Origin of the sequence: Paludisphaera soli (assembly GCF_011064595.1) — a bacterium.
In the GTDB taxonomy this organism is placed as follows: Bacteria; Planctomycetota; Planctomycetia; order Isosphaerales; family Isosphaeraceae; genus Paludisphaera; species Paludisphaera soli.
Genome location: NZ_JAALJI010000001.1, coordinates 279666 through 299520 on the forward strand (window position 1 = coordinate 279666; position 19855 = coordinate 299520).

Annotated in this window: 18 protein-coding genes; 12 read left to right on the forward strand and 6 right to left on the reverse strand. The window is 70.3% G+C overall.

Going from position 1 to position 19855, the window contains the following annotated elements; all coding sequences use genetic code 11:
* Positions 1-13: 13 nt before the first annotated feature.
* The gene (locus tag G6O68_RS01015) at positions 14-991 is read right to left on the reverse strand and encodes a serine hydrolase (RefSeq protein ID WP_165243877.1); all 978 of its coding nucleotides are present in this window, start codon (positions 989-991) and stop codon (positions 14-16) included.
* A gap of 311 nt (positions 992-1302) precedes the next feature.
* Between G6O68_RS01015 and G6O68_RS01020 the strand changes: the two genes are divergently transcribed.
* Positions 1303-2385, forward strand: coding sequence for a peptidylprolyl isomerase (locus G6O68_RS01020; RefSeq protein ID WP_165243879.1), 1083 nt, complete (start codon positions 1303-1305; stop codon positions 2383-2385).
* A 79-nt stretch (positions 2386-2464) separates the two neighbouring features.
* Here G6O68_RS01020 and G6O68_RS01025 read toward each other — a convergent pair whose 3' ends face one another.
* Positions 2465-3439 (reverse strand): NAD-dependent epimerase/dehydratase family protein, encoded by a 975-nt coding sequence (locus G6O68_RS01025; protein WP_240910896.1) that lies wholly within the window; start codon positions 3437-3439, stop codon positions 2465-2467.
* Positions 3440-3784: 345 nt separating this feature from the next.
* Between G6O68_RS01025 and infC the strand changes: the two genes are divergently transcribed.
* The 9 genes from infC (at position 3785) to G6O68_RS32630 (ending at position 12291) form a co-directional block, all read left to right on the forward strand.
* Positions 3785-4297 (forward strand): translation initiation factor IF-3, encoded by a 513-nt coding sequence (infC, locus tag G6O68_RS01030; RefSeq protein WP_206107997.1) that lies wholly within the window; start codon positions 3785-3787, stop codon positions 4295-4297.
* A 292-nt stretch (positions 4298-4589) separates the two neighbouring features.
* Positions 4590-4892 carry a 50S ribosomal protein L35 gene (rpmI, locus tag G6O68_RS01035; RefSeq protein WP_165243881.1) on the forward strand — a complete coding sequence of 101 codons (303 nt, stop codon included), beginning with the start codon at positions 4590-4592 and terminating at the stop codon, positions 4890-4892.
* A 111-nt stretch (positions 4893-5003) separates the two neighbouring features.
* The gene (rplT, locus tag G6O68_RS01040; RefSeq protein WP_165243883.1) at positions 5004-5402 is read left to right on the forward strand and encodes a 50S ribosomal protein L20; all 399 of its coding nucleotides are present in this window, start codon (positions 5004-5006) and stop codon (positions 5400-5402) included.
* A gap of 11 nt (positions 5403-5413) precedes the next feature.
* Positions 5414-6421 carry a phenylalanine--tRNA ligase subunit alpha gene (gene pheS, locus G6O68_RS01045; RefSeq protein WP_165243885.1) on the forward strand — a complete coding sequence of 336 codons (1008 nt, stop codon included), beginning with the start codon at positions 5414-5416 and terminating at the stop codon, positions 6419-6421.
* A 73-nt stretch (positions 6422-6494) separates the two neighbouring features.
* Positions 6495-6731, forward strand: coding sequence for a hypothetical protein (locus tag G6O68_RS01050; RefSeq protein WP_165243887.1), 237 nt, complete (start codon positions 6495-6497; stop codon positions 6729-6731).
* An 11-nt stretch (positions 6732-6742) separates the two neighbouring features.
* Positions 6743-8314 carry an APC family permease gene (locus G6O68_RS01055; RefSeq protein ID WP_165243889.1) on the forward strand — a complete coding sequence of 524 codons (1572 nt, stop codon included), beginning with the start codon at positions 6743-6745 and terminating at the stop codon, positions 8312-8314.
* 4 nt (positions 8315-8318) lie between these two features.
* Entirely contained in the window at positions 8319-10340 is a 2022-nt protein-coding gene (gene pheT, locus G6O68_RS01060) for a phenylalanine--tRNA ligase subunit beta (protein ID WP_165243891.1), read from the forward strand.
* A 118-nt stretch (positions 10341-10458) separates the two neighbouring features.
* A complete protein-coding gene (locus G6O68_RS01065; protein ID WP_165243893.1) occupies positions 10459-12063 on the forward strand; it encodes a GTPase in 1605 nt (534 codons plus the stop codon).
* 66 nt (positions 12064-12129) lie between these two features.
* Entirely contained in the window at positions 12130-12291 is a 162-nt protein-coding gene (locus tag G6O68_RS32630; RefSeq protein WP_240910907.1) for a CPCC family cysteine-rich protein, read from the forward strand.
* 151 nt (positions 12292-12442) lie between these two features.
* On the opposite strand, the gene G6O68_RS01075 is transcribed toward G6O68_RS32630, so the two are convergent.
* On the reverse strand, positions 12443-13615 hold the full coding sequence (locus G6O68_RS01075) for an efflux RND transporter periplasmic adaptor subunit (protein ID WP_165243895.1): 1173 nt from the start codon (positions 13613-13615) through the stop codon (positions 12443-12445).
* A gap of 207 nt (positions 13616-13822) precedes the next feature.
* On the opposite strand from G6O68_RS01075, the gene G6O68_RS01080 reads away from it, so the two are divergent.
* Positions 13823-15181 (forward strand): Gfo/Idh/MocA family protein, encoded by a 1359-nt coding sequence (locus G6O68_RS01080; protein ID WP_165243897.1) that lies wholly within the window; start codon positions 13823-13825, stop codon positions 15179-15181.
* Between the two features lie 97 nt (positions 15182-15278).
* Positions 15279-15524, forward strand: coding sequence for a hypothetical protein (locus G6O68_RS01085; RefSeq protein WP_165243899.1), 246 nt, complete (start codon positions 15279-15281; stop codon positions 15522-15524).
* A 61-nt stretch (positions 15525-15585) separates the two neighbouring features.
* On the opposite strand, the gene G6O68_RS01090 is transcribed toward G6O68_RS01085, so the two are convergent.
* The 3 genes from G6O68_RS01090 to G6O68_RS01100 are packed head-to-tail and all read right to left on the reverse strand — an operon-like array spanning position 15586 to position 19773.
* Complete coding sequence (locus G6O68_RS01090) at positions 15586-15918, reverse strand: hypothetical protein (RefSeq protein WP_165243901.1); 333 nt, start codon at positions 15916-15918, stop codon at positions 15586-15588.
* A gap of 4 nt (positions 15919-15922) precedes the next feature.
* Positions 15923-16984, reverse strand: coding sequence for a tetratricopeptide repeat protein (locus tag G6O68_RS01095; protein WP_240910908.1), 1062 nt, complete (start codon positions 16982-16984; stop codon positions 15923-15925).
* A 17-nt stretch (positions 16985-17001) separates the two neighbouring features.
* The gene (locus G6O68_RS01100) at positions 17002-19773 is read right to left on the reverse strand and encodes a tetratricopeptide repeat protein (protein WP_165243903.1); all 2772 of its coding nucleotides are present in this window, start codon (positions 19771-19773) and stop codon (positions 17002-17004) included.
* Positions 19774-19855 lie beyond the last annotated feature (82 nt).

Here is a 19855-nt window from a genome sequence, read left to right on the forward strand (position 1 = left end):
CTCCGTGATGGGTTCAAGGGGTCGACGGGCCGCGCAGGGCGTCGACTGCGGCCTCGGCGATCCGCCTGGCGGCCTCCTGCAGCCCGGCGGCGGACTCGGCCGGAGGGACGGCGCCCGGATCATCCTGGGCGAGCATCACGACGTAGACGATCGGCGGGCCGTCGGGACGTTCGTACCAGCCGGTGGAGACGCGCGTGATCGGCGAGCTGTCGAGCGCGCCGTCCTTGAAACGGCGACGGCCTCGGCCCGGGTCGTCGGAGACCTCGACGGCCGTCCGGCAGGCCTCGACCGTGGCGGCGTCGAGGCCCGGAATCTCGCGCGAGGCGAGCCGGCGGAGCACCGCGGCAAGGCCCTCTGCGCTGGACTCGTTGTCGCCCCGGACCTTGCGGTCGGTCAGCATGTAGCGGCGGACCACGATCGGCGCGAACGCCGGGTCTCGCGAATGGATCAGCCGGGTGGTCTCGTCGGGGCCGCCGAGCAGCGCGATCGCCGCGTTCGAGGCCGCGTTGTAGACCAGGTTCGTCGCCCCCTCGGAGCCCAGCATCACCCGGCCGATCCGTCGAACGCTCGCGCCCGAGAGCCCGGCTCGGATCTCGTCGCGCCCTTTCGCATCGAAGTGGGCGACGGCCGGATGGTCGTCCTTCAGGATGGCATCAAGGCCGGGGGCGGGCGCGTCGAGGCCGTCGGGGAATTTCGCGAACAGCTCGATCATGATCGCCGTCTTGATCGCGCTGGCGGTCGGCAGCACCATGTCGGCCTGCCTGCGGAGGCTTCGAGCCTCCGCCCCCGCCTGCGGGACCTGAAAGACGTCGATCCCGTAGCGGACGCCCGGGGCGAGCCCTTCGACCACGCGGTCGAACGTCGGCGGAGCGGTCGCGGTGCGAGGCTCCTCGGCGTGGATCGCGGGGAGAGCGGCGATCAACAAGCCCCAGAAGGCCCGGCGCAGCGGTCTGTGGACGCCTCGCGGCGAGTTCGGCATGAGCACCAACACCGGTCGATCCCCTCCAACCCTTGGGCCTGAATCGCGGGGCGGCCTTCCCCCGGCGCCGCCATCATCGAACAAGGCTCGACCAGCCGCAACCCCCGACGCAGTCCAGATGTCCCACGGTTTCGGCCCGCTTCGCCAGGACGACGGCCTCGCGGCTTTCTGGGTCGATTCGCGCGGCGGAACTTGAGGGAATCGTTATAATCCGGAAAATCGGCCGGCTCGTCGTCTCGGCCGAACGACCGAGGAGGAGGCCCGACCGGATGGAGCCCCCGGGCTTCGGTCGGTCCCTCGCCTGAGAGTACGGAGAGCCCTTGATGCGCAGGATCGTCTTCGCCAGCCTGGCCGTCGCCGCGACGGTCGTCGGATGGAGCCTCGCGGCCGCACCGGCCGTCGCTCAGAACGCCCCCGCCCAGCCGAACGCCGGCGCGCCGCCGATGGTCGCCAATCCCGCCGAGGTCGTCGCCACCGTCGACTACAACGGGGCGACCGAGAAGATCACCAAGGGCGAGGTCTTCAACGTCATCACCCGCTACCCGATCCCGGCCACCGAGGATCGCGAGCTGGTCTACCGCGACGCCGTCGAGACGCTGGTCAACACGAAGCTCGTCACCCAGTTCCTCAACCGCCAGCGGATCGCGATCAAGCCCGAGCAGGTCCAGGAGGAGATCGGCAAGCTCGAGCAGGGGCTCAAGGCCGAGGGCAAAGACCTGGCTTCCTCGCTGCTGGAGAACGGCTTCTCGCTCGACGAGATCAAGAAGGAGATCGAGGACCGCCTGCGCTGGATCGAGTACGTCAAGGCGAAGGCGACCGACGCCGAGCTGAAGAAGTACCTCGCCGCCAACAACGACCTGTTCAGCGGCACCCAGGTCCGGGCCAGCCACATCCTGCTGAAGACCGAGCCCAACGCCAAGCCCGAGGAGAAGGCCAAGGTCAAGCAGCAGCTGCTGGCGGTCAAGAAGGAGATCGACGGCGGCAAGCTGACCTTCGCCCAGGCCGCCGACAAGTACTCGCAGGACCCGGCCAACGAGGGGGGGGCCGGCGGCGACCTCGACTACTTCAACCTCAACAGCGGCTTCATCCCCGAGTTCACCGACGTCGCCTTCAAGCTCAAGACCGGCTCCGTCTCCGAGCCCGTCGAGACCCCCTACGGCTACCACCTGATCCAGGTGACCGATCGCAAGGAAGGCAAGCCCGTCGACTTCGAGCAGAACAAGCCCTACATCACCTCGGGCTACGCCGCGGAGCTGCAGCGCGGCCTGCTGACCGAGGCCCGCAAGACGGCCAAGATCGAGGTCAAGCCCATGCCCAAGGACCTCTTCCCGCCGATCCCCGCCCAGCCTCCGGCCGGCGCCCCGGCGGCCGCCCCGAAGGCGGCCCCCAAGGCCAAGGCCGAGTAAACCCCCCGTCGCCGCCCTGCCACCCAAGCGACGCGATCCGAGCGGCCCCTTCCCCACGCGGGACGGGGCCGCTCGACGTTCAGCCCAGGTCCGAGAGATCCAGCCTCCCCTCGCGGTGGAGGGTCGCGAAGCGTTCGTACGTCTCGGCGATCCCCCGCCGCAACGACGTGCGTGGGATCGGGCCGAGTGCGGCCTGGAGCCGGGAGTCGTCCAGGCTGGGGGCGATCGGCAGCTGCTTGTCGCCGTGGCTCACGAGCGGGCCGGCGGCCGGCACCACCTGGACCAGCGTCTCGACGAACGCCTCGATGGGCTCCACCGCGCCCCGGAGGTTGAACGCCTCGGCCCCTTCGAACGGGGCCTCCAGCCCCCGGATGAACGTGTCGGCGACGTCGCCGACGTATTGCAGGTCCTGGTAGCCGCCGTAGCTGATCCGGTACGGCCGGCCGACCGCGACCGACTTGATGGCCTTGGTCGGCTCGCTGGTCATGCCGAAGTCCCGGCCGACGCCGTAGACCGTCCACGGCCGCAGGCCGACGCTGACGACCCCGCGATCCAGCCAGTAGACCCGGGCGTTCAGCTCGTTGCAGACCTTGAACGCGCCGTAGTGGGTCAGGGGAGCCAGGCGGATCCGATCCGCCAGCGGCCCGTTCGAGCCCTCCTCGGGGGGGCCGTGGACCGCCGCCGAGCTGGCGTAGACCACGCGGGCGACCTGCTCGCGGAGGTCGGCGGCGGCCTCGAAGACCGCCAGGGTGCCGATCACGTTGACCATCGCCCCCCGGATCGGGTCGGCCCGGCAGGTGGGCGCCTGGAGCCCGGCGAGGTGGAGGATGTGGGTCGCCTCGGTCGACTCGACGGCCTGGCGCACGGCCGCGCGGTCGGCGACGTCGCCGGCCAGGAATCGGACCTTCGCCCTCCCCTCGGCGTCGAGGATCAGGTCGAGCCGGTGGGGATCCTCGACGAGGTCATAGATCCAGACCTCATGCCCCGCCTCGACCAGCCGCTTGGCCGCCCAGGAACCGATGCAGCCGTAGCCGCCCGTCATCAAGACCTTCAATCCGCTCGCTCCTTTCGGCGTCGTCCCGGGCCAGGCGCGAGCCCCGGCTCGCGGGACCTGGCCACGAGGCACCATCGGGCGTTGTACGGCATCGACGAGGCCGCGCCAAGCTCCTGGACGCCCGGCCGGGCGGGGAAAAGCGGGAACCGATCGAGGATGCGGGGTTGACATCTGGACGATCGGCGCATAATCGTTTAGTTTGCCTTGTGACGACCGGTCGGACGGCCGTGGGGGCCGCATCCGGGGTCGTTCGGAGCCGGCCGCCCGCCCGTCCGAAACGGGAGGGCCTGCGTCGGCCCCCGCGCCGCGAGGCGATCTCTGTCATCCGTCCCCGAGGAGGACGTCATCGGACCGATCGAGCGAGGACTGAGGGTCAACGAGCAGATCCGCATCTCCCCCGTGCGGGTCATCAACGCGGAAGGCGCCATGCTGGGCGTCATGCCGACGAACAAGGCGCTCGAGGCCGCGCGCGAGGTGGGGATGGACCTGGTCGAGGTCGCCCCCAACGAGCGGCCGCCGGTGTGCAAGATCATCGACTACGGCAAGTTCAAGTACACCCAGAAGAAACGCCTGACGAAGCAGAAGCAGCACCAGGTCCAGATCAAGGAGATCCGGGTCCGCCCCAAGACCGGGGACCACGACATCGAGGTCAAGGTCAAGCGGGCCCGCGAGTTCCTGGAAGCCAAGGACAAGGTGCTGGTCAACGTGCTCTTCCGGGGTCGCGAGCTGGCGCACATCGACGAGGGCCGGCGCGTGATGGACGAGGTCCTGCACGCCCTCGAAGAGGTCGGCAAGCTGGAGAAGACCCCCTCGATGGAAGGCCGGAGGATGACCGCCATCCTGGCCCCCCGGGCGTAACCCCGGGGACCGTCTCGATCGCCGACCCGCCCGTCGCGGATTTCGTACGCGTGCCGGGCGGGCCCGGCTGGACGACGGCGGCGGCCTTCTGTTACGATGGGCCGCTTGCCCGCCGTCGGAACCCGATCGGCGTCCCCCCGGCGCCGGCCCTGGGCCCCCAACGCCTCCCCCAGCCGGGGCGGGACGACCCGATCCGACCCCCGACGCGGGGCGACTCCGCGGCGGCGTGGCGTCCCCGGCGACCACCGGCCGGGCGACGACCGAAACATACTGGTGACAGGACGGTAGCGCAATGCCCAAGTTGAAGACCCACAAGGGTATGAAGAAGCGGTTCAAGGTGTCGGCCACCGGCAAGGTCTCGCACAAGCGCTGCGGGTCCTCGCACTTGAACAGCCACAAGAGCGGGAAGAAGATCCGCCGGCTCCGCAAGAAGAGCTGGCTGGGCGTCTCGGCCGAGGCCAGCCGCGTCCGCAAGGCCCTCCGCCGTCGCATCTCGACCAACCCGCAGGCCGTCGAGGCCGCCCGCCTGGCCGCCTTGGCCGCGGAGAACGGCCTCGAGGCCGAAGGCGCCGCGGCCGCCCCCGTGGCCGAGTGACCTGAGCGTCCCGTCCGAGCAGAACCGACCCAGCGACCGCTCCCGAGCGATTTCCCGAGTCCTTTCAGCGGGCGCCGGATCCCGTCGCGCCCCTCAGCGAGATTTTGAATCATGCGTGCAAGAAAAGGTGCGGCCCGGCGTCAGGCCAAGAACCGGCTGTTCAAGGCCGTCAAGGGATTCGTCGGCGGCCGCGGGCGGCTGCTGAAGTCGGCCAAGGAGACCCTCCTCCGCGCCGGCATGTTCTCGTTCCGGGACCGCCGGGCCAAGAAGCGCGACTTCCGCAAGCTCTGGATCATCCGCCTCAGCGCCGCCGCCGAGATGCGCGGCCTGAAGTACAGCCGCCTGATCCACGGCCTGAAGCTGGCGAACATCAGCCTCGACCGCAAGAGCCTCTCCGAGCTGGCCATCTTCGACTCCGAGACCTTCGACGCCATCGTCGCCAAGGTCCGCGCCGAGCTGGACAAGCACGAGGCCCAGGTCAAGGCCCGTCAGCAGGCCAAGACCGCCTGAATCGAGCTGCGATGAGCCCCACGGAATCGCTGGAACCCGCCCTCCTGGAGCTGGACAGGCTCCAGGAGCAGGGCGTTCGCGCGTTCGGGTCGGCCGGGTCTCCCGACGACGTCGAGGCGGCGCGCATCGAGTATCTCGGCCAGAAGCAGGGCCGAGTCAAGGCCGCCCAGGAGCGGCTGAAGACGCTCGCGCCCGACGTCAAGAAGGAATACGGCCGCCGGTTCAACGGCGTGAAGCAGGCCCTCGAGGCGGCGCTCGACGCCGCACGGGCCCGCGTCGAGCGTCGCGCGGTCGCCGCCGGCGGCGTGGACGTCACCCTGGCGGGGGTCGCACCCCGGCTCGGCCACCGTCACCCGCTCTCGCAGACGGCCGACGAGCTGATCGACATCTTCGGCCGGTTCGGCTTCGCCGTCGCCCGCGGCCCGGAAGTCGAGGACGTCCGCCACAACTTCGACGCCCTCAACATCCCCCCGGTCCACCCGGCGCGCGACCCCCTGGACAACTTCTACCTGTCCGAAGGGACGATGCTGCGCAGCCAGACCAGCACCATCCAGATCCGCGTGATGGAGTCGCAGCCGCCCCCGGTGCGGGTCGTCGCCATCGGCCGGGTCTACCGGCCCGACACGGTGGATGCGACCCACTCGTTCATGTTCCACCAGATCGAAGGCCTGATGGTCGACGAGGGGGTCACCATGGGGGACCTCAAGACGATCCTCCGGCTCTTCGCCAAGAGCTACCTGGGCGAGGACGTGCAGATCCGCTTCCGACCCTCGTTCTTCCCGTTCACGGAACCGAGCGTCGAGGTCGATATGCTCTGGCACGGCGGCCGGCGATGGGTTGAAATGGGTGGGGCGGGCATGGTCGACCCCAACGTCTTCAAGGCCGTCGGCTACGACCCCGAACGGGTGACCGGCTTCGCCTTCGGCCTGGGCATCGAACGTCTCTGCATGCGGCGGCACGGCATCGACGACATCCGCCTCCTCTACCAGAACGACGTCCGCTTCCTCGACCAGTTCTGAGCGCCCGGCGCCCGGCCCGAAGCAGCGTCGGGTCCCTTCGCAAGGCATACCGAACGAGCAAGGGGCCTCTCCGATGAACGACGTCAAAGACACGCTGATCGTGACCGCCGGGGCGACCTCGCACGGCGTCTGCGTCCATCACCACGACTTCCCCGAGGTCCGCGCCGAGGGCCAGAATCCCAAGGAGGCCGCGAGACTGCTCGCGAACCGCCTGGCCGCCGCGATGGACACCGCGCTGACCGAGTGGCGGCGCCAGTCGCTGACGAAGGCGATCACGGACGTCACCGAATACGTCAAGCAGGAAGGCTGAGCGTCGACTCCATGACGACCGAGGAGCCCGAACCCGCGAAGCCCGCCCGAGCCAGGCGGGCCCCGGCCCTGGTCCGGGACCTCGGCGTGCTCGACGCCGCCATGCTCGTCATGGGCTCGATGATCGGCTCGGGCGTGTTCATCACTTCCGCCGAGTCGGCCCGCCTCGTCGGGGCCCCCGGCTGGCTCCTCGCCGCCTGGGCCCTCGCCGGCCTGATGACCGTCGCCGGCGCGATCTCCTCGGCCGAGCTTGCGGCGATGATGCCCAAGGCCGGCGGTCAGTATTACTACCTGCGCACCGCGTACGGCCCGGTCGTCGGCTTCCTGTTCGGCTGGTCGTTGTTCCTGGTCGTCCAGACCGGGACCATCGCCGCCGTCGCCGTGGCGTTCGCCAAGTTCCTGGGCGTCTTCATCCCGTCGGTCTCCGCCGAGAACGCGCTCCCCGCGCTCCGCCTCGGCCGCTACGCCCTGCGCTTCTCCAGCCAGCAAGCCGTGGCCGCGATGGTGATCCTGGTCCTGACGGTCGCCAACACCCGGGGATTGAAGCTCGGGAAGCTCATCCAGAACTCGTTCACCTTCGCCAAGACCGCCGCGCTCGTCGGCCTGATCCTGGTCGGCATCCTGCTCGGCGCGAGCGGGAAGGCCGCGGCCTGGACCTCGTCGTGGTGGGACCCCTGGGCGAACGGCTGGACGCCGGCCGCGCACTACGTCGAGCCCCTGCCGTTCGACGGCTTCGGCGCGGTCGTCCTGCTCCTGGGCCTGGCGATGATCGGCCCCTTGTTCTCCTCGACCGCCTGGAACAACGTGACCTTCGTCGGCGAGGAGGCCCGCGATCCCGGCAAGACGCTCCCCCGGGCGCTCTTCCTCGGCACGTCGGTCGTAATCGTCCTCTACATCCTGGCGAACGTGGCCTACCTCGTCTCGCTCAGCTTTCCGGAGATCCAGGGGGCCCCGCAGGATCGCGTGGGGACGGCGGCGATGGAGGCGGCGGTCGGGCCGAGCGGCCGCTATCTCATGGCCGCGGCGATCCTGGTCTCCACCTTCGGCTGCGTCAACGGCCTGATCCTGGCGGGCGCCCGGGTCTTCTACGCGATGGCCCGCGACCGCCTGTTCTTCCAGGCGGCCGCCCGCACCAACGCCAACCACGTCCCGGCCGTGGCCCTGTACGCCCAGGGGATCTGGGCCTGCCTGCTGACGCTGCCGGCGACCGTGACGCCCCACCCCGTCAGCGGCGAGCCCGTCTATGGCAACCTCTACAGCGAGTTGCTGGAATACATCATCCCGGTGGACCTGACGTTCTGCCTCGTCATGGTCGCCGCCGTGATCGTCCTGAGGAGGAAGGCCGGGTTCCTGAACCGGCCGTACCGGACGTGGGCCTATCCGCTGCCGCCGGTCGTCTACATCGCCCTGGCGACCTTGCTGGTGGCCGACTTCCTCTACCTGAAGCCCCTGACCTCTGGCGTCGGTTTCCTGATCGTGATGGCGGGACTGCCGGCCTACTACCTGTGGGACCGAGCCCGGTCGTCGAGCGCGACGACGAAATCCCCGACGCCCCCGTCGAGCCCCGAGCCCGCGAGCGAATAGCCCGATGATCGTCAGCTGGAACCAGCTCACCGAGTACGTCCGCCTCGACATGCCCGTGGAGGCCCTCGCCGAACGCCTGGCCCTGACCGGGCTGAACCACGAGTCCACCGACGACGTCGGGGGCGACCTGGCGATCGACCTGGAGGTCACCAGCAACCGCTCGGACTGCCTGGGCCACCTGGGCGTGGCGCGCGAGATCTCGGTCCTCTTCCAAAAGCCGCTCCGCATCCCGGCCGCCGCCCCGAGGACCTCGGGCGAGCCCGTCGAGAGGCTCGCCGGTGTCGGGGTCGAGGCGGCCGACCTCTGCCCGAGGTTCACGGCCCGCGTGATGACGGGCGTGAAGGTCGGCGAGAGCCCCTGGTGGATGAGGCGTCGGCTGGAGACGCTGGGCGTCCGGCCGGTCAGCAACATCGTCGACGTGACCAACTACGTCATGTTCGAGTGCGGCCAGCCGCTCCACGCCTACGACCTCGACAAGCTGGAAGGGCGCCGGCTGGTCGTCCGCCAGGCACGTCCCGGCGAGAAGCTGAAGGCGATCAACGGCAAGGACTACGCCCTCGAGCCCGACATGCTCGTCATCGCCGACGCCTCGCGGCCGGTCGGCCTGGCCGGCGTGATGGGGGGGCTGGAGACCGAGATCGGGCCGGGGACCACGAACATCCTGATCGAGGCCGCCCGGTTCGACGCGATGTCGGTCCGGAAGACCTCGCGGGCCCTGGGCCTGTTCAGCCCGTCGAGCTTCCGCTTCGAGCGGCCCCTCGACCCCGAGATCGCCGACTGGGCGAGCCGCCGCTGCGCCGAGCTGATCCTGGACCTCTGCCCGGGGAGCGTGCTCCATCCGGGGGTGATCGACGTCGCCCGCCCCTCGCCCGAGCGGGAGCCGATCATCCTGCGGCTCGCGCAGATCCCCCGCGTCCTGGGCATCTCGGTCGACGCCGTGGAGGTCCGCCGGATCCTGGACGCCCTGGGCCTGCGGGTGATCGAGGAGACGGTGGGGGCCATCCGCGCCGTCCCCCCGTCCTGGCGGGCCGACCTGGAACGCGAGATCGACCTCATCGAGGAGGTCGCGCGGATCCACGGCTATGAGAAGATCGTCGAAAACCGGCCGATCCCGGTCACGAGCGCTCCGCGCGGGGCTCGCGAACGGGTGGAGACGGCGATTCGCGACACCTTGACGGCCCTGGGCATGGACGAGGCCGTCACGTTCAGCCTGGTCGACGACTCGCTCGCCGCCCCGGTCGACGGCGAGGGCGCGGACGCCGCGCCGCTGCGGGTCTCCCACTCCAGCCGGAAGCGGGAGAACGCCCTGCGGCGGAGCCTGATCCCGAGCCTGCTGGCCGTCCGCCGCCACAACGAGGCGCACGGCGTCGCCGATGCCCGGGTGTTCGAGATCGCCGACGTCTACCTGCCCCGAGACGGGGGCGGGACGCCCCACCAGCCGCCGCGGCTGGCGATCGTCGCCGGCCTGGACTTCCGGGGGCTCAAGGGGGTGGTCGAGACGCTCCTGAAACGGCTGCTCATCGCGGAGCCGCTCGCGGCCGAGGCGGCCTCGCTGCCGCTGTTCGCCGAGGGACGCTCGGCCGTCCTCTCGGTGGGCGACGCCCGGCTGGGGTGGATCGGCGAGGTCGACGCGGCGAAGGTCCAGGAGTTCGACCTCCGCTCGGCCTGCTCGGCCGTGGAGCTGGAGCTGGGCGTCCTGCTCGATCGCGCCCGGACCGTCGCCGCGTATCGTCCGCTCCCCTCGTTCCCGGCCGTGGTCCGCGACCTCTCGCTGGTCCTCGACGACGCGGTCTCCTGGGCCGAGCTGGCGGCCGTCGTCCGCGAGTCCGCTGGGGCGTCGTTCCGGCATGTCGACTACCTGGACACGTTCCGCGGCGGCAACGTGGCCGACGGCCGGCAGAGCGTCCACTTCGGGCTCACCTTCCGCCGCGACGATCGCACCCTGACCGGCGAGGAGGTCGAGCTGGCGGTGAAGGACGTCGTCGACGCCTGCTCCCGCAAGCTCGGGGCCGCCCTCAGGGCCTGACAAACGGCCGGGCACGCGATTCGCGGGAGAAGTTCGGCGAGCTTCGTCACTCAGGGCGTCCCGATTCTCCTTGAGAGGAAGAGCGGCGACGACCCCCAACCGCAGACGCGGGAGCCCCATGGCGGCCGTACGAGAGACCCTCAGCCGATTGCGGATGGACCTGGCGACGCTCCTCCGGGAGTGGCGCGCCGGGGTCCTCGTGCTCCTCTTCTTCGGGCCCTTCGGGGTTTATATCGTCCTGGGGTCGCTCTGGCTCTGGGAGCACGGCTGGATCATCCCCGGCGTCCTCGCCTGGATCGCGGCCGGCGGCGCTTTCGCGATCCTGGCGGCGCGATGGACGACCAGCACGCGGACCGTCCTGCCCCCCCTCGACTGGGACGCCCCAAGGACCTTCTCGCCCCAGGATCGCGCGGCCTGGTCCATCATCGAGCAGGAGGCCCAGGCGTCCGAGGCCCTGTCGATGGACGCCCTGATCGACGGCGATCGGTACATCGAGACCGGCCGCACCCTGATGGCGCGACTCGCGACGCACTACCACCCGGACTCCGCGCACCCGCTCGACGAGGTGCCCCTCGTCGAACTGCTGAGCGCGCTTGAGCTGGCGGCCGAGGACCTCGCCAAGCTGACCCGCCAGATCCCCGGCGGCGACCTGATCACGATCTCGCACTGGCGGCGGGCCCAGCAGCTGAGCAACTACATCTCGAAGGCCAACGACCTGTACGCCCTGGTCTCGCCGTTCCTCAACCCCCTGAGCGGCCTGACGCGGATCGGCACCCGCGAGCTGATCGTGAAGCCGGCGTGGAAGAACATGCAGCAGAACCTCCTGCGCTGGTTCTTCCAGGCGTACGTCAACCGGATGGGCGTGCACCTGATCGAGCTGTTCAGCGGCCGACTGGCCATCGGCGTGGACGAGTACCGGAGGCTCACCCGCCGCCGGCCTATGTCGTCGCTCAAGACCGACCCCGACGAGCCCCTGTCGATCGCGGTCGTCGGTGCCCGCGAGTCCGGCAAGTCGCGGCTCATCCGGGCGGCGCAGGAGGTCTTCCAGGGGGACGACCGGCCGATCCGGGCCCGGCTCGAAGGGATGGGCCTGGACGGATCGCTGGTCGACCGCCTGAAGCTGGTCAAGTACGTGGAGGTCGCGGGATACACGACGAAGGGGACGACCGAGCGCGAGTCGCGGTCGGATCGCCAGTCGCGCGAGGCGGCGGTGGCGGCGTCGGTGGACGTGGACATGATGATCCTGGTCATCAACGGCCTGAAGAGCCTGCAGCCGGCCGACGTGGCCTTCGCGAAGGCCTGGGACGCCTACTTCCTCCAGCACCCCAGCCGCGAGGCCCCGCCGACCCTGGTGGTGGTGACGGGGGTCGACCGCGTCGAACTCGGACCCTCGTGGCAGCCGCCCTACGACTGGACCGCCGGTCAGGGCGTCCGCGAGACCGCCGTGCGCAGCCTCTTCGATTCGCTCCGGGCCGCCCTGCCGCCGACGTTCGTCGAGTTCGTGGCCGCCGGCCTGCCCGACGAATCCCCGTTCGGGATCATCGAGCACGTCCTACCCTCCCTGGCCGCGCAACTCCACCGCGCCGAGCGGACCGCCCTGCTCCGCCGCCTGCAGGCCGCCGCGAATCGTTCCAAGCTGGGCCGGGTCGCGAGCCAGCTCGGCACTCAGGGGCGGAACGTCTGGACGCACCTCAAGAACCGGCGCAAGGCCTCGAAGTCGTAGGCGAGTGCCGAGCGGGCCCTACCTCCGGCCGCGATCCGAGTCCCCAGGCGGGAGGCCGACCACGCCATGTCCGCATTCCAATGTCCCTGTCGCGATCACTTCACCCTGGACGAGCGAGGGTTCTACGAGATCTGCCCCATCTGTTTCTGGGAGGACTCGGGGCAGGATCTGGACCGGATGGACGAGAGTTCCGGGAACAACTCCGGTCTGACGCTTCGCCAGGCGTGAGAGAACTTCCGACGCCTGGGCGCGTGCGAGCCCACGATGTTGCGGAACGTCTGTTCGATCGAGCAGAGGGCCGCTTTCCGGCACGAACCCAAGGCTTGACGGCCCCCCCGAGGCCGAGGAGAGGCCGCACGACGCACGCCAGGGGCGTGAGTTAGAACGGAGTGGCCCCTGCTGCGGGGGGCGATGCGGGCCGGCGCGGGGGCCGGGCCGCTGGCGGGTTCGTCGCGGCCGCCGGCGAAGTCGCTCGCGGTGCGGGCGAGGTGGGCGCGACCGAGGCCGCCCGGCCCGGCTGGTCGGGATCCGGGGGGGACCCCTCGACCTTCCCCGAGGCGCCGAAGCGGACGAAGGTCCCCGTCAGCAGCGGCACCGAGGACGAGACGATGAGCGCGTCGCTCGCCCGGAAACCGCCGGAGACCTGCACGCGTTCGGGCCCGACGGGACCCAGCACCTTCACGCGCACGTCGACGACGTGCTCGGCTCGGATGACCTGCAGGGTCGCATCCGGCGAGCCGGCTTCGGGGGACTTCACGGCCACGCGGGGGACCACGGCCACCGGCGAGGTCGGCAGGCTGGCGCTCCGGACGCGGAGGCCGGGCTCCAGCTCCCCCTTGGGATTCGGCAGGTGGACCCAGGCGGCGGCGAAGGGGGCCGCCAGCTCGCGGAGGGGGCGGTATTCCTCGTCCGTCGGCAGCGGGATGATCGAATGGACCTTGGCGGACGCCTCGTCCTGCTCGATGGAGACCGCCGCTTCGCCCCCCGGCTTGGCCTCGCGGCGGTCCACCGGCGCGAGCGCCTTCAGGATCGTCACGTCGGCCAGCTCGGCGATCACGGTCCCCTTGAGGACGTACTGGCCCGAGGAGACGGGCGTCGCCGTGATCCGGCCGGCGAACGGCGCCCGCAGGGTCATCCGGTTCAGCTCCAGCCGGGCGAGTTCGACGCGGGCCTCCGCGGCCTCGACCTGGGACTGCTTCACGGCCGGCGAGGCGCTCGGCGCATCAGGCGTCGCCTGCTTCTCGCGCAGCTCGGCCTCGGCGATCTTGAGTCGGGCGGCGGCCTCGCCGCGGTCCATTTCGGCGACCTGCTGCGTCTCCCGGACCGTGGTGCCCAGGGCGGCCTCCAGGCTGCGCAGGACCCCGTCCGCCGGGGCGACGATCGAGACCTTGCGGATCGGCTCCAGGGTCGAGATCACGTGGAACCGCTCCGGGGCCGTGAGCAGGATCGGCTCGGCGTCGATCGTGGCCGAGGTCGGCAGGCTCTGGCCCTGGGCCTCGACCGCCAGGCCGATCAGGGCGACGGGGGCGAGCCTCTTGAGGAGGTGGTTCATCGGGGGGCCTCGCACGGCGACGTAGGGAGATAGGTCGGCGATTCGGACATTGTACGGCAGCCGGTCGGCTGCTGACCACGTCCGACTCTACGACGGCTCGCGGGCCTATCATTCGCCGCCGACGCGCAGTACGATCGGCGACGGGGGTCCGTCGACCCTCTCCCCCTCCGGTGCGATCCCATCCAAGTCCAGGCGAGGCGAACAGCGATGACGAGCGAGAACATCTCGAGGCGAGGATTCGTGGGGACGGCGGGCGTCGCCGTCGGGGCGGCTTCGGCCTTCGCGGCCCCGGCCATCGGACGGGCCTCGGCCGCCAGCGAGCGGAAGCGGCTGGGGATCATCGGCGCGGGGAGCCGGGGCAATCAGCTCCTGGATACGTTCCTGGAGCAGGCCGACGTCGACCTGGTGGCCGTCGCCGACGTCGACGACCGCCACGCCAACGAGACCGCCGACCGCATCAAGGAGGTCAAGAAGGGCGAGCGCCCCGACGCCGGCCGCGATTACCGTGCGATGCTGGACCGCAAGGACCTCGACGCCGTCATCATCGCCACCCCCGACCACTGGCACGCCCTGCCGACGATCCACGCCGTGATGGCCGGCAAGGACGTGTACGTCGAGAAGCCGGTTGCGCACAACGTGGCCGAAGGCCGGGCGATGATCGAGGCCGGAAAGAAGACCGGCAAGATCATCGCCGTGGGGACCCAGCAGCGGTCGTCGAACCACTTCCGCAAGGCCGTCGAGGTCGTCCAATCCGGGAAGCTCGGCAAGGTCTTCTGGGTCCAGACCTGGAACTTCGAGAACATCAGCCCGGTCGGCATGGGCCGCACCCCCGACGCCGAGACCCCGCCCTACGTCGACTACGACAAGTGGCTCGGCCCCGCGCCCGAGCGGCCGTTCAACCTCAACCGCTTCCACCTCCTCTTCCGCTGGTACTTCGACTACGCCGGCGGCATGATGAGCGACTGGGGCGTCCACCTGAACGACATCGTCCTGTGGGCGCTGAACGCGCGGGCCCCGCACAGCGTCTACGCTACCGGCGGGGTGCGGACCACCGACGACGACCGCGACACCCCCGACACGCTCCAGGTCGTCTACGAGTTCCCCGAGACCACCCTGACGTACTCGATGCGCAAGGGGAACGGCTACAAGTTCAACGGCCACGACTACGGCATCCTCTTCTGCGGCACGGAGGGGAGCCTGATGCTCGACCGCTCGGGTTTCGAGGTGATCCCCGATCAGGTGAGCCTGCCCTACGGCATCAAGCTGGTGCACGGCCCCCGCGAGACCCGCAAGATCACCCTGGAGGGCTCGAAGGAGAAGGGGGACGACGGCCAGCCGTCGCACGTCCGAAACTTCCTCGACTGCCTGGCCTCGCGCGAGAAGCCGACGAGCGACATCGAGATCGCCCACCAGTCGACGAACACCTGCCACCTGGGGAACATCGCCTACAAGCTCGGCCGCAAGCTGAACTGGGACGCCGAGGCCGAGCACTTCAAGAACGACCCCGAGGCCGACGCCCTGCTCGCCCGCGAGGCCCGCAAGGGATACGAACTGCCGGCCGTCTGACGCCCCCGTCGGACGCCTTCACCTTCGCGACGCCGGCCGAAGCGAGCCCTCCTCCTCGGCCGGCGTCCCGCCTCCGCCTCGATTCGGGACGAAGCCCATGCCGCGCCACACCGGCCAGCTCCTCCGCATCCTCGGGCTCCTGATGGAGATGTTCGGCCTCTCGTCGGTCGCCCTCGCTTCGCGAGACGGTTCGGGCCACTGGCTCGGCCTGACGACGGAACAGGTCTGGTCCGTCGTGATCGTCGGCTTCGTCTTCTGGCTGACGGGGACGATCCTGAACTTCCAGATCGCCATGCAGCGCCGGCAGACGCAGGGGAAGGACAGCGAGGACAATCTCCGGTAGGGCGAAGAAGTCAGGGAGACCTCGCACCTCCCTCCGTCCGAGTGGAGGAGGTTCGGCTCAGTTAGAAGCTGGGCTCCCAGTAGTCCGTCGCGCAGACTAGGCCTTCTTTCATAGCGATCCAGACGACCCGCGCTGTCGACCGATCCTCCCACCGGAAGAATCGATCTCCGATGACGACCGGGCCGCCTGGTGGCCTTGGGAGCCATCCCTCCCTCGTTTCCTCCCATCCCGTGCCGAGGATGTCCTCGACCTCGGCCAGCGTCATGCCGATGTCGATCTTGTCATGATTGCACCCGGAGATGATCCCCCTTCGGCACTCGGCCGCGAGCAGCACGGCGACGATCACGACGGCGCCGAGGGCGATCGAAGCGCAGCCGATGCCCAGGCGTTTCATGGGATCACCCCTGGGGCTGCTTGGCCCAGACGCTGTTCGGGTAGTCTTGCTTGAGCCGCTGGGCGTACTCGTCGGCGCGGGGGAGTTGGCCCATCTTGCGGAAGATCTGCTCGATGCGGCGGAGGGCGCGGGGGTGCTCCTCCTTGTCCTTGCCGTAGAGCAGGTCGACGTGGAGGTACGCCAGGAGGGCGTCCTTGGGCCTGGCGGCGGCGGAGAGGCTGTCGCCGAGGGTGTTGTAGGCCCTGGACTGGACGGCCGCGTCGTCGGCGTCGGCGGCGGCGATCACCTGGCGGACGAGCGACTCGGCCTCGTCGGATTTGCTGGCGGCGATGAGGGTCTCGGCCTTCACCAGCTTCAGCTCGACCTGCCGGGGCGAGCCGTCGGTCGCGGCGGCGATCAGCCGGTCGAGGTCGGCCCCAGCGGATGCGGGATCGCCCGACTTGAGGAGAAGCCGGGCCTTGAGCACGGCCGCCTTCTCCGCGCCGGGGGCGAGCTTGGCCAGCTCGGCGATGTTCGCCTCGGCCCCCTTGAGGTCCTGGGCGTGGAGCTGGAGCCTCGCCAGCGTCTCTCGCGCCGGGACGACGTGGCGGCCTTTCGGGTGCGCCTGGAGGAAGGCGGCAAGGGTCGCGAGGGCTTCCTTCGCGCGGTCGGGCTCGGTCAGGGCCAGGTCGGCCAGGGTCGCGGCCTCGCGGAACTGGGCGGCCTCGACGACGAACGGCTTGCCGGCGGCCTCGGTCGCCGCTTTCTTGAACTGGGCGAGGGCTTCCGCCGCGCGGCCGGCGGCGGCGTTCGTCTCGCCGAGCTGCATCGACGCCGGCTGGCCCTGGTACTCGATCGAGTCGATCTGGTCGGTCGGCACGTTGATCGTCGAGTTCCCGAGCGAGACGACGACCTGCTCCGGCGACTCGGCCGTGACCAGCCCCCGCACCGCGCCCCCCTGCCCCTGCTTGAAGGTCGTGCCGGGGATCAGGTTGACGACGTCGGCGCTCGCGTCCGCCGCGCCAAGGATCAGGCCGAGGGCCGCGAGGCTGAGCCGAACGCTTCGTACCGGTACCAGAGGCGACATGCGGCGGCCCTCCCGGGTCACTTCAAGGTGGCGAGCAGGTCTTCATACTTTTGCTTCATCGCCGGGCCGCCGACACCGGGGTTCAGCCGGATGATCGCGGTCAGCGTCTGGCGGGCCTTGGCGGTCTGCTTCTGCTTCGCGTAGGCGACCGCGGCGCGGTACCAGGCGTCGAAGTACGACTCGGGCCTCGGCCGCGACCGGCCGAGCTTCTGGGCCACGTCCTGCCAGTGGGCGCCCGCGGCGTTCCAGCTCCCCTGCCCGGCCTCGGCCTGGGCGTCGAGCAGCTCGCCCTTCTCGACCAGCGGGTCGAGGTAGCGCTTGTAGGTCGCGTCGGCCAGCAGCTCGTCGACGACCGAGGCGGCCTGGTCGAACTTCTTCTGGATGCGCAGGGCGTTCGCAAGCTTCACCTTGGCCCGCAGCAGCCGCTCGGTCGCGCCTTGCTGCTTTTTGAAGTCGGCGTCCGCTTCCGATTCGTCGATGAGGCCGCGAAGGACCCCCTCGGCCTCGGCACCGGCGTCGAGCGAGAGCAGGCCCTCGGCGGCCCATCGAAGGGACTCGAAGGTCTGGCCGTTCTTGCTCTGGGCCAGGGCCATGAGGAAGGTGCGGAACGACTCCTTCATCTTGGCGAGCTTCTGGGGCTGATTCGCCTTCCGGAGTTCGTCGAGTTCGCCCTCCAGGAGTCGGCCGAGCTTGTAGTAGAGCTGCGCCCGGTTCGCCCCGTCGCCGCTCTCCTCAACGGCCCGCATCGACGCGATGGCCGGCTCGACCTGCCCCGCGTTGATCTGGGCGAGCAGGTACGATTCCATCAGACGGCCGTACGCCGGCCCGGACTTCGAGCCCTGAGCCTCGACGATCGGCCGAAGCGCGGCGAGCGCCTCGTCGACCTTGCCGGACTCCGTCAGCGCCGAGCCGAGGTCGGCGGCGTTGCCGAGGTAGCCGGCGTCGCCCTCGGGGACCCCGGCCGCCTTGCGGTCGTCGAGGGCCTGGCGGAGGATCGCGACGGCCTGGGCGGCCTCGGCGTCCGCCTCGGCCTTTTTCTCGTCGCCGCCCCGGGCCAGCGACCGGCTCTTGGCCCAGTGGGCGCCGCCGAGCCGGGTCCGGGCTTCCAGCCGGCGGGGCGAACGCTCGCGGACGCCGTCGAAGTCGGCGATCGCGCGGTCGTATTCGCCCCGGCCCTGGTGGATCTGGCCGAGCATGATGCGGGCGTCGTCGGCCTCCTCGCGATCGGGCCAGGTCGCGGCGGTGTACTCGGCCAGCTCGACGTAGCGGTCGAGGTCCCCCGCGCGGTCCACGTGGGGCGGGGTGTTGTACTGGTCGAGGATCGCCTGCATCGCCAGCGACGAGGAGGCCGGGGCGAACTCCCAGCGCGGGCGGCGGCGGGCCAGATGCCCGGCCAGCACTTCCGCCTCGGGGAGCTGCTTGTTCATGTAGCAGGCGTAGGCGAGGTTGTACCGGGCCAGGTCGATCCGCTCGCCGTTCCGGCGCGGGTCGGCCTTGGCGCCGGCGGCGCGGAGGAGGGCGATGGCGCGGTCCCACTCGCGCGAGGCGAGCGCCTCCTCCCCCTGGTTCAGGGCCTCGTCGAAGCTCAGGCGGGCGATCTCGCGGGCCTCGACGGCGACGTTGGGCTTGTACTTCTTCAGGAGCGCCAGCGCGTCGGTCTTGTAGCGGGTCGGGGTGCGGACGACCTGGGACAGGGCCTCGACGATCTTCTTGGCGGCCGGGTCGCGCTCGGCCTTGGGGGTCTCGGGCGTGATCTGGGCGTCCAGGCTGCGGGCCAGCTCGTAGTAGACGCCGACCCCTTCCATCGAGCGTCTTTCGTCGCGGCGATCGTAGGTCTGCAGCCACTTCACGGCCTCGTCCGCGGCCAGCGGGAACTGCTTACGCTTGGTCAGCGCGACGATGTAGAAGTAGTGGACGTTCCGCTTCAGGTCGCGGAGCGCGGGGTTGGGCTGGTCGAGGACCTGGTGGTAGATGCCGATGGCCTCGCCGATCTTGCCCTGCTCCTCGAAGCACTTGGCCTGGAACATCTGGGCCGCGATGCCCGCCAGCTCGGTGCGATTGCTCTTGTAGAGGGCGTCGAACCGGGCGATGGCCTGGTCGAGGATCTCCGCCCGCTCCTTGGAGTCGGGCGGGTGGGATTGGGCCAGCTCATACAGGGCGATCCCCTGCTTGAGCGAGGCGTCGAGCATGGCGTTGCGGACCCGATTCCGCTCCTCGATCCGCGGGTCTCCGTTGGGGAGGTAGCCGGCCTTGGTCTTGTAAGAGGCCTCCAGCCGCTCGGCGGCGCGGGCGTAGGCGTCGGCCGCCTGCTGGTAGGTTGCGCGCGATTCGTCGAGCTTGGCGGCCTTCCGCTCGGCGTCCTGGGAGTCCTCGCCGACGAGCCGGGCGAGGTGCCCGCGCTCGAAGAGGCTGCGGGCGATCTCGACGAGCGCCTCCAGCGTGGTCGCGTCCTCGGGCCGGTCCTTGATGAAGGCTTCGAGCCGGCCCGCCGCGCGGTCGAGCAGCTCGCGACGCCGGGCCAGGTCGGTGGTGCGCGAGGCCTCGTCGATCAGGGCCCGGCCCTCGTGATAATCGAGCTGGCCCTTGAGCGGCTCGCCGATGCCGGGGTCGGACCGGAGCCGCTCGATGTAATCCGAGGCCAGGTCGAAATACCCGCGCTCGCGGAGCTGGAGCAGGAAGGCCTCGGCCTTGCGGGGGTCCTCCCCGGCGCGGAGGTCGATCTCCCCAAGGAGGGCGACGCCGAGGCAGGCGATGATGGGGCCGACGAATCCGCGGCTGGGACGTGGCACGGCGGTCTCCCCACAGCGTCGGAGAAAGGTCTTCGAGGGGCCGATCGCGCCCCGAAGACCACTCTAGGACGCGGCCGTTTGC

Excerpts from the sequence above, each read along its gene's own strand:
- G6O68_RS32630 (WP_240910907.1), top strand. The coding sequence starts at position 12,130 with ATGTCCGCATTCCAATGTCCCTGTCGCGATCACTTCACCCTGGACGAG.
- G6O68_RS01090 (WP_165243901.1), bottom strand. The coding sequence starts at position 15,918 with ATGAAACGCCTGGGCATCGGCTGCGCTTCGATCGCCCTCGGCGCCGTC.
- G6O68_RS01065 (WP_165243893.1), top strand. The coding sequence starts at position 10,459 with ATGGCGGCCGTACGAGAGACCCTCAGCCGATTGCGGATGGACCTGGCG.
- pheT (WP_165243891.1), top strand. The coding sequence starts at position 8,319 with ATGATCGTCAGCTGGAACCAGCTCACCGAGTACGTCCGCCTCGACATG.
- rpmI (WP_165243881.1), top strand. The coding sequence starts at position 4,590 with ATGCCCAAGTTGAAGACCCACAAGGGTATGAAGAAGCGGTTCAAGGTG.
- G6O68_RS01055 (WP_165243889.1), top strand. The coding sequence starts at position 6,743 with ATGACGACCGAGGAGCCCGAACCCGCGAAGCCCGCCCGAGCCAGGCGG.
- G6O68_RS01020 (WP_165243879.1), top strand. The coding sequence starts at position 1,303 with ATGCGCAGGATCGTCTTCGCCAGCCTGGCCGTCGCCGCGACGGTCGTC.
- G6O68_RS01050 (WP_165243887.1), top strand. The coding sequence starts at position 6,495 with ATGAACGACGTCAAAGACACGCTGATCGTGACCGCCGGGGCGACCTCG.
- pheS (WP_165243885.1), top strand. The coding sequence starts at position 5,414 with ATGAGCCCCACGGAATCGCTGGAACCCGCCCTCCTGGAGCTGGACAGG.
- G6O68_RS01095 (WP_240910908.1), bottom strand. The coding sequence starts at position 16,984 with ATGTCGCCTCTGGTACCGGTACGAAGCGTTCGGCTCAGCCTCGCGGCC.
- G6O68_RS01085 (WP_165243899.1), top strand. The coding sequence starts at position 15,279 with ATGCCGCGCCACACCGGCCAGCTCCTCCGCATCCTCGGGCTCCTGATG.
- G6O68_RS01080 (WP_165243897.1), top strand. The coding sequence starts at position 13,823 with ATGACGAGCGAGAACATCTCGAGGCGAGGATTCGTGGGGACGGCGGGC.
- rplT (WP_165243883.1), top strand. The coding sequence starts at position 5,004 with ATGCGTGCAAGAAAAGGTGCGGCCCGGCGTCAGGCCAAGAACCGGCTG.
- G6O68_RS01075 (WP_165243895.1), bottom strand. The coding sequence starts at position 13,615 with ATGAACCACCTCCTCAAGAGGCTCGCCCCCGTCGCCCTGATCGGCCTG.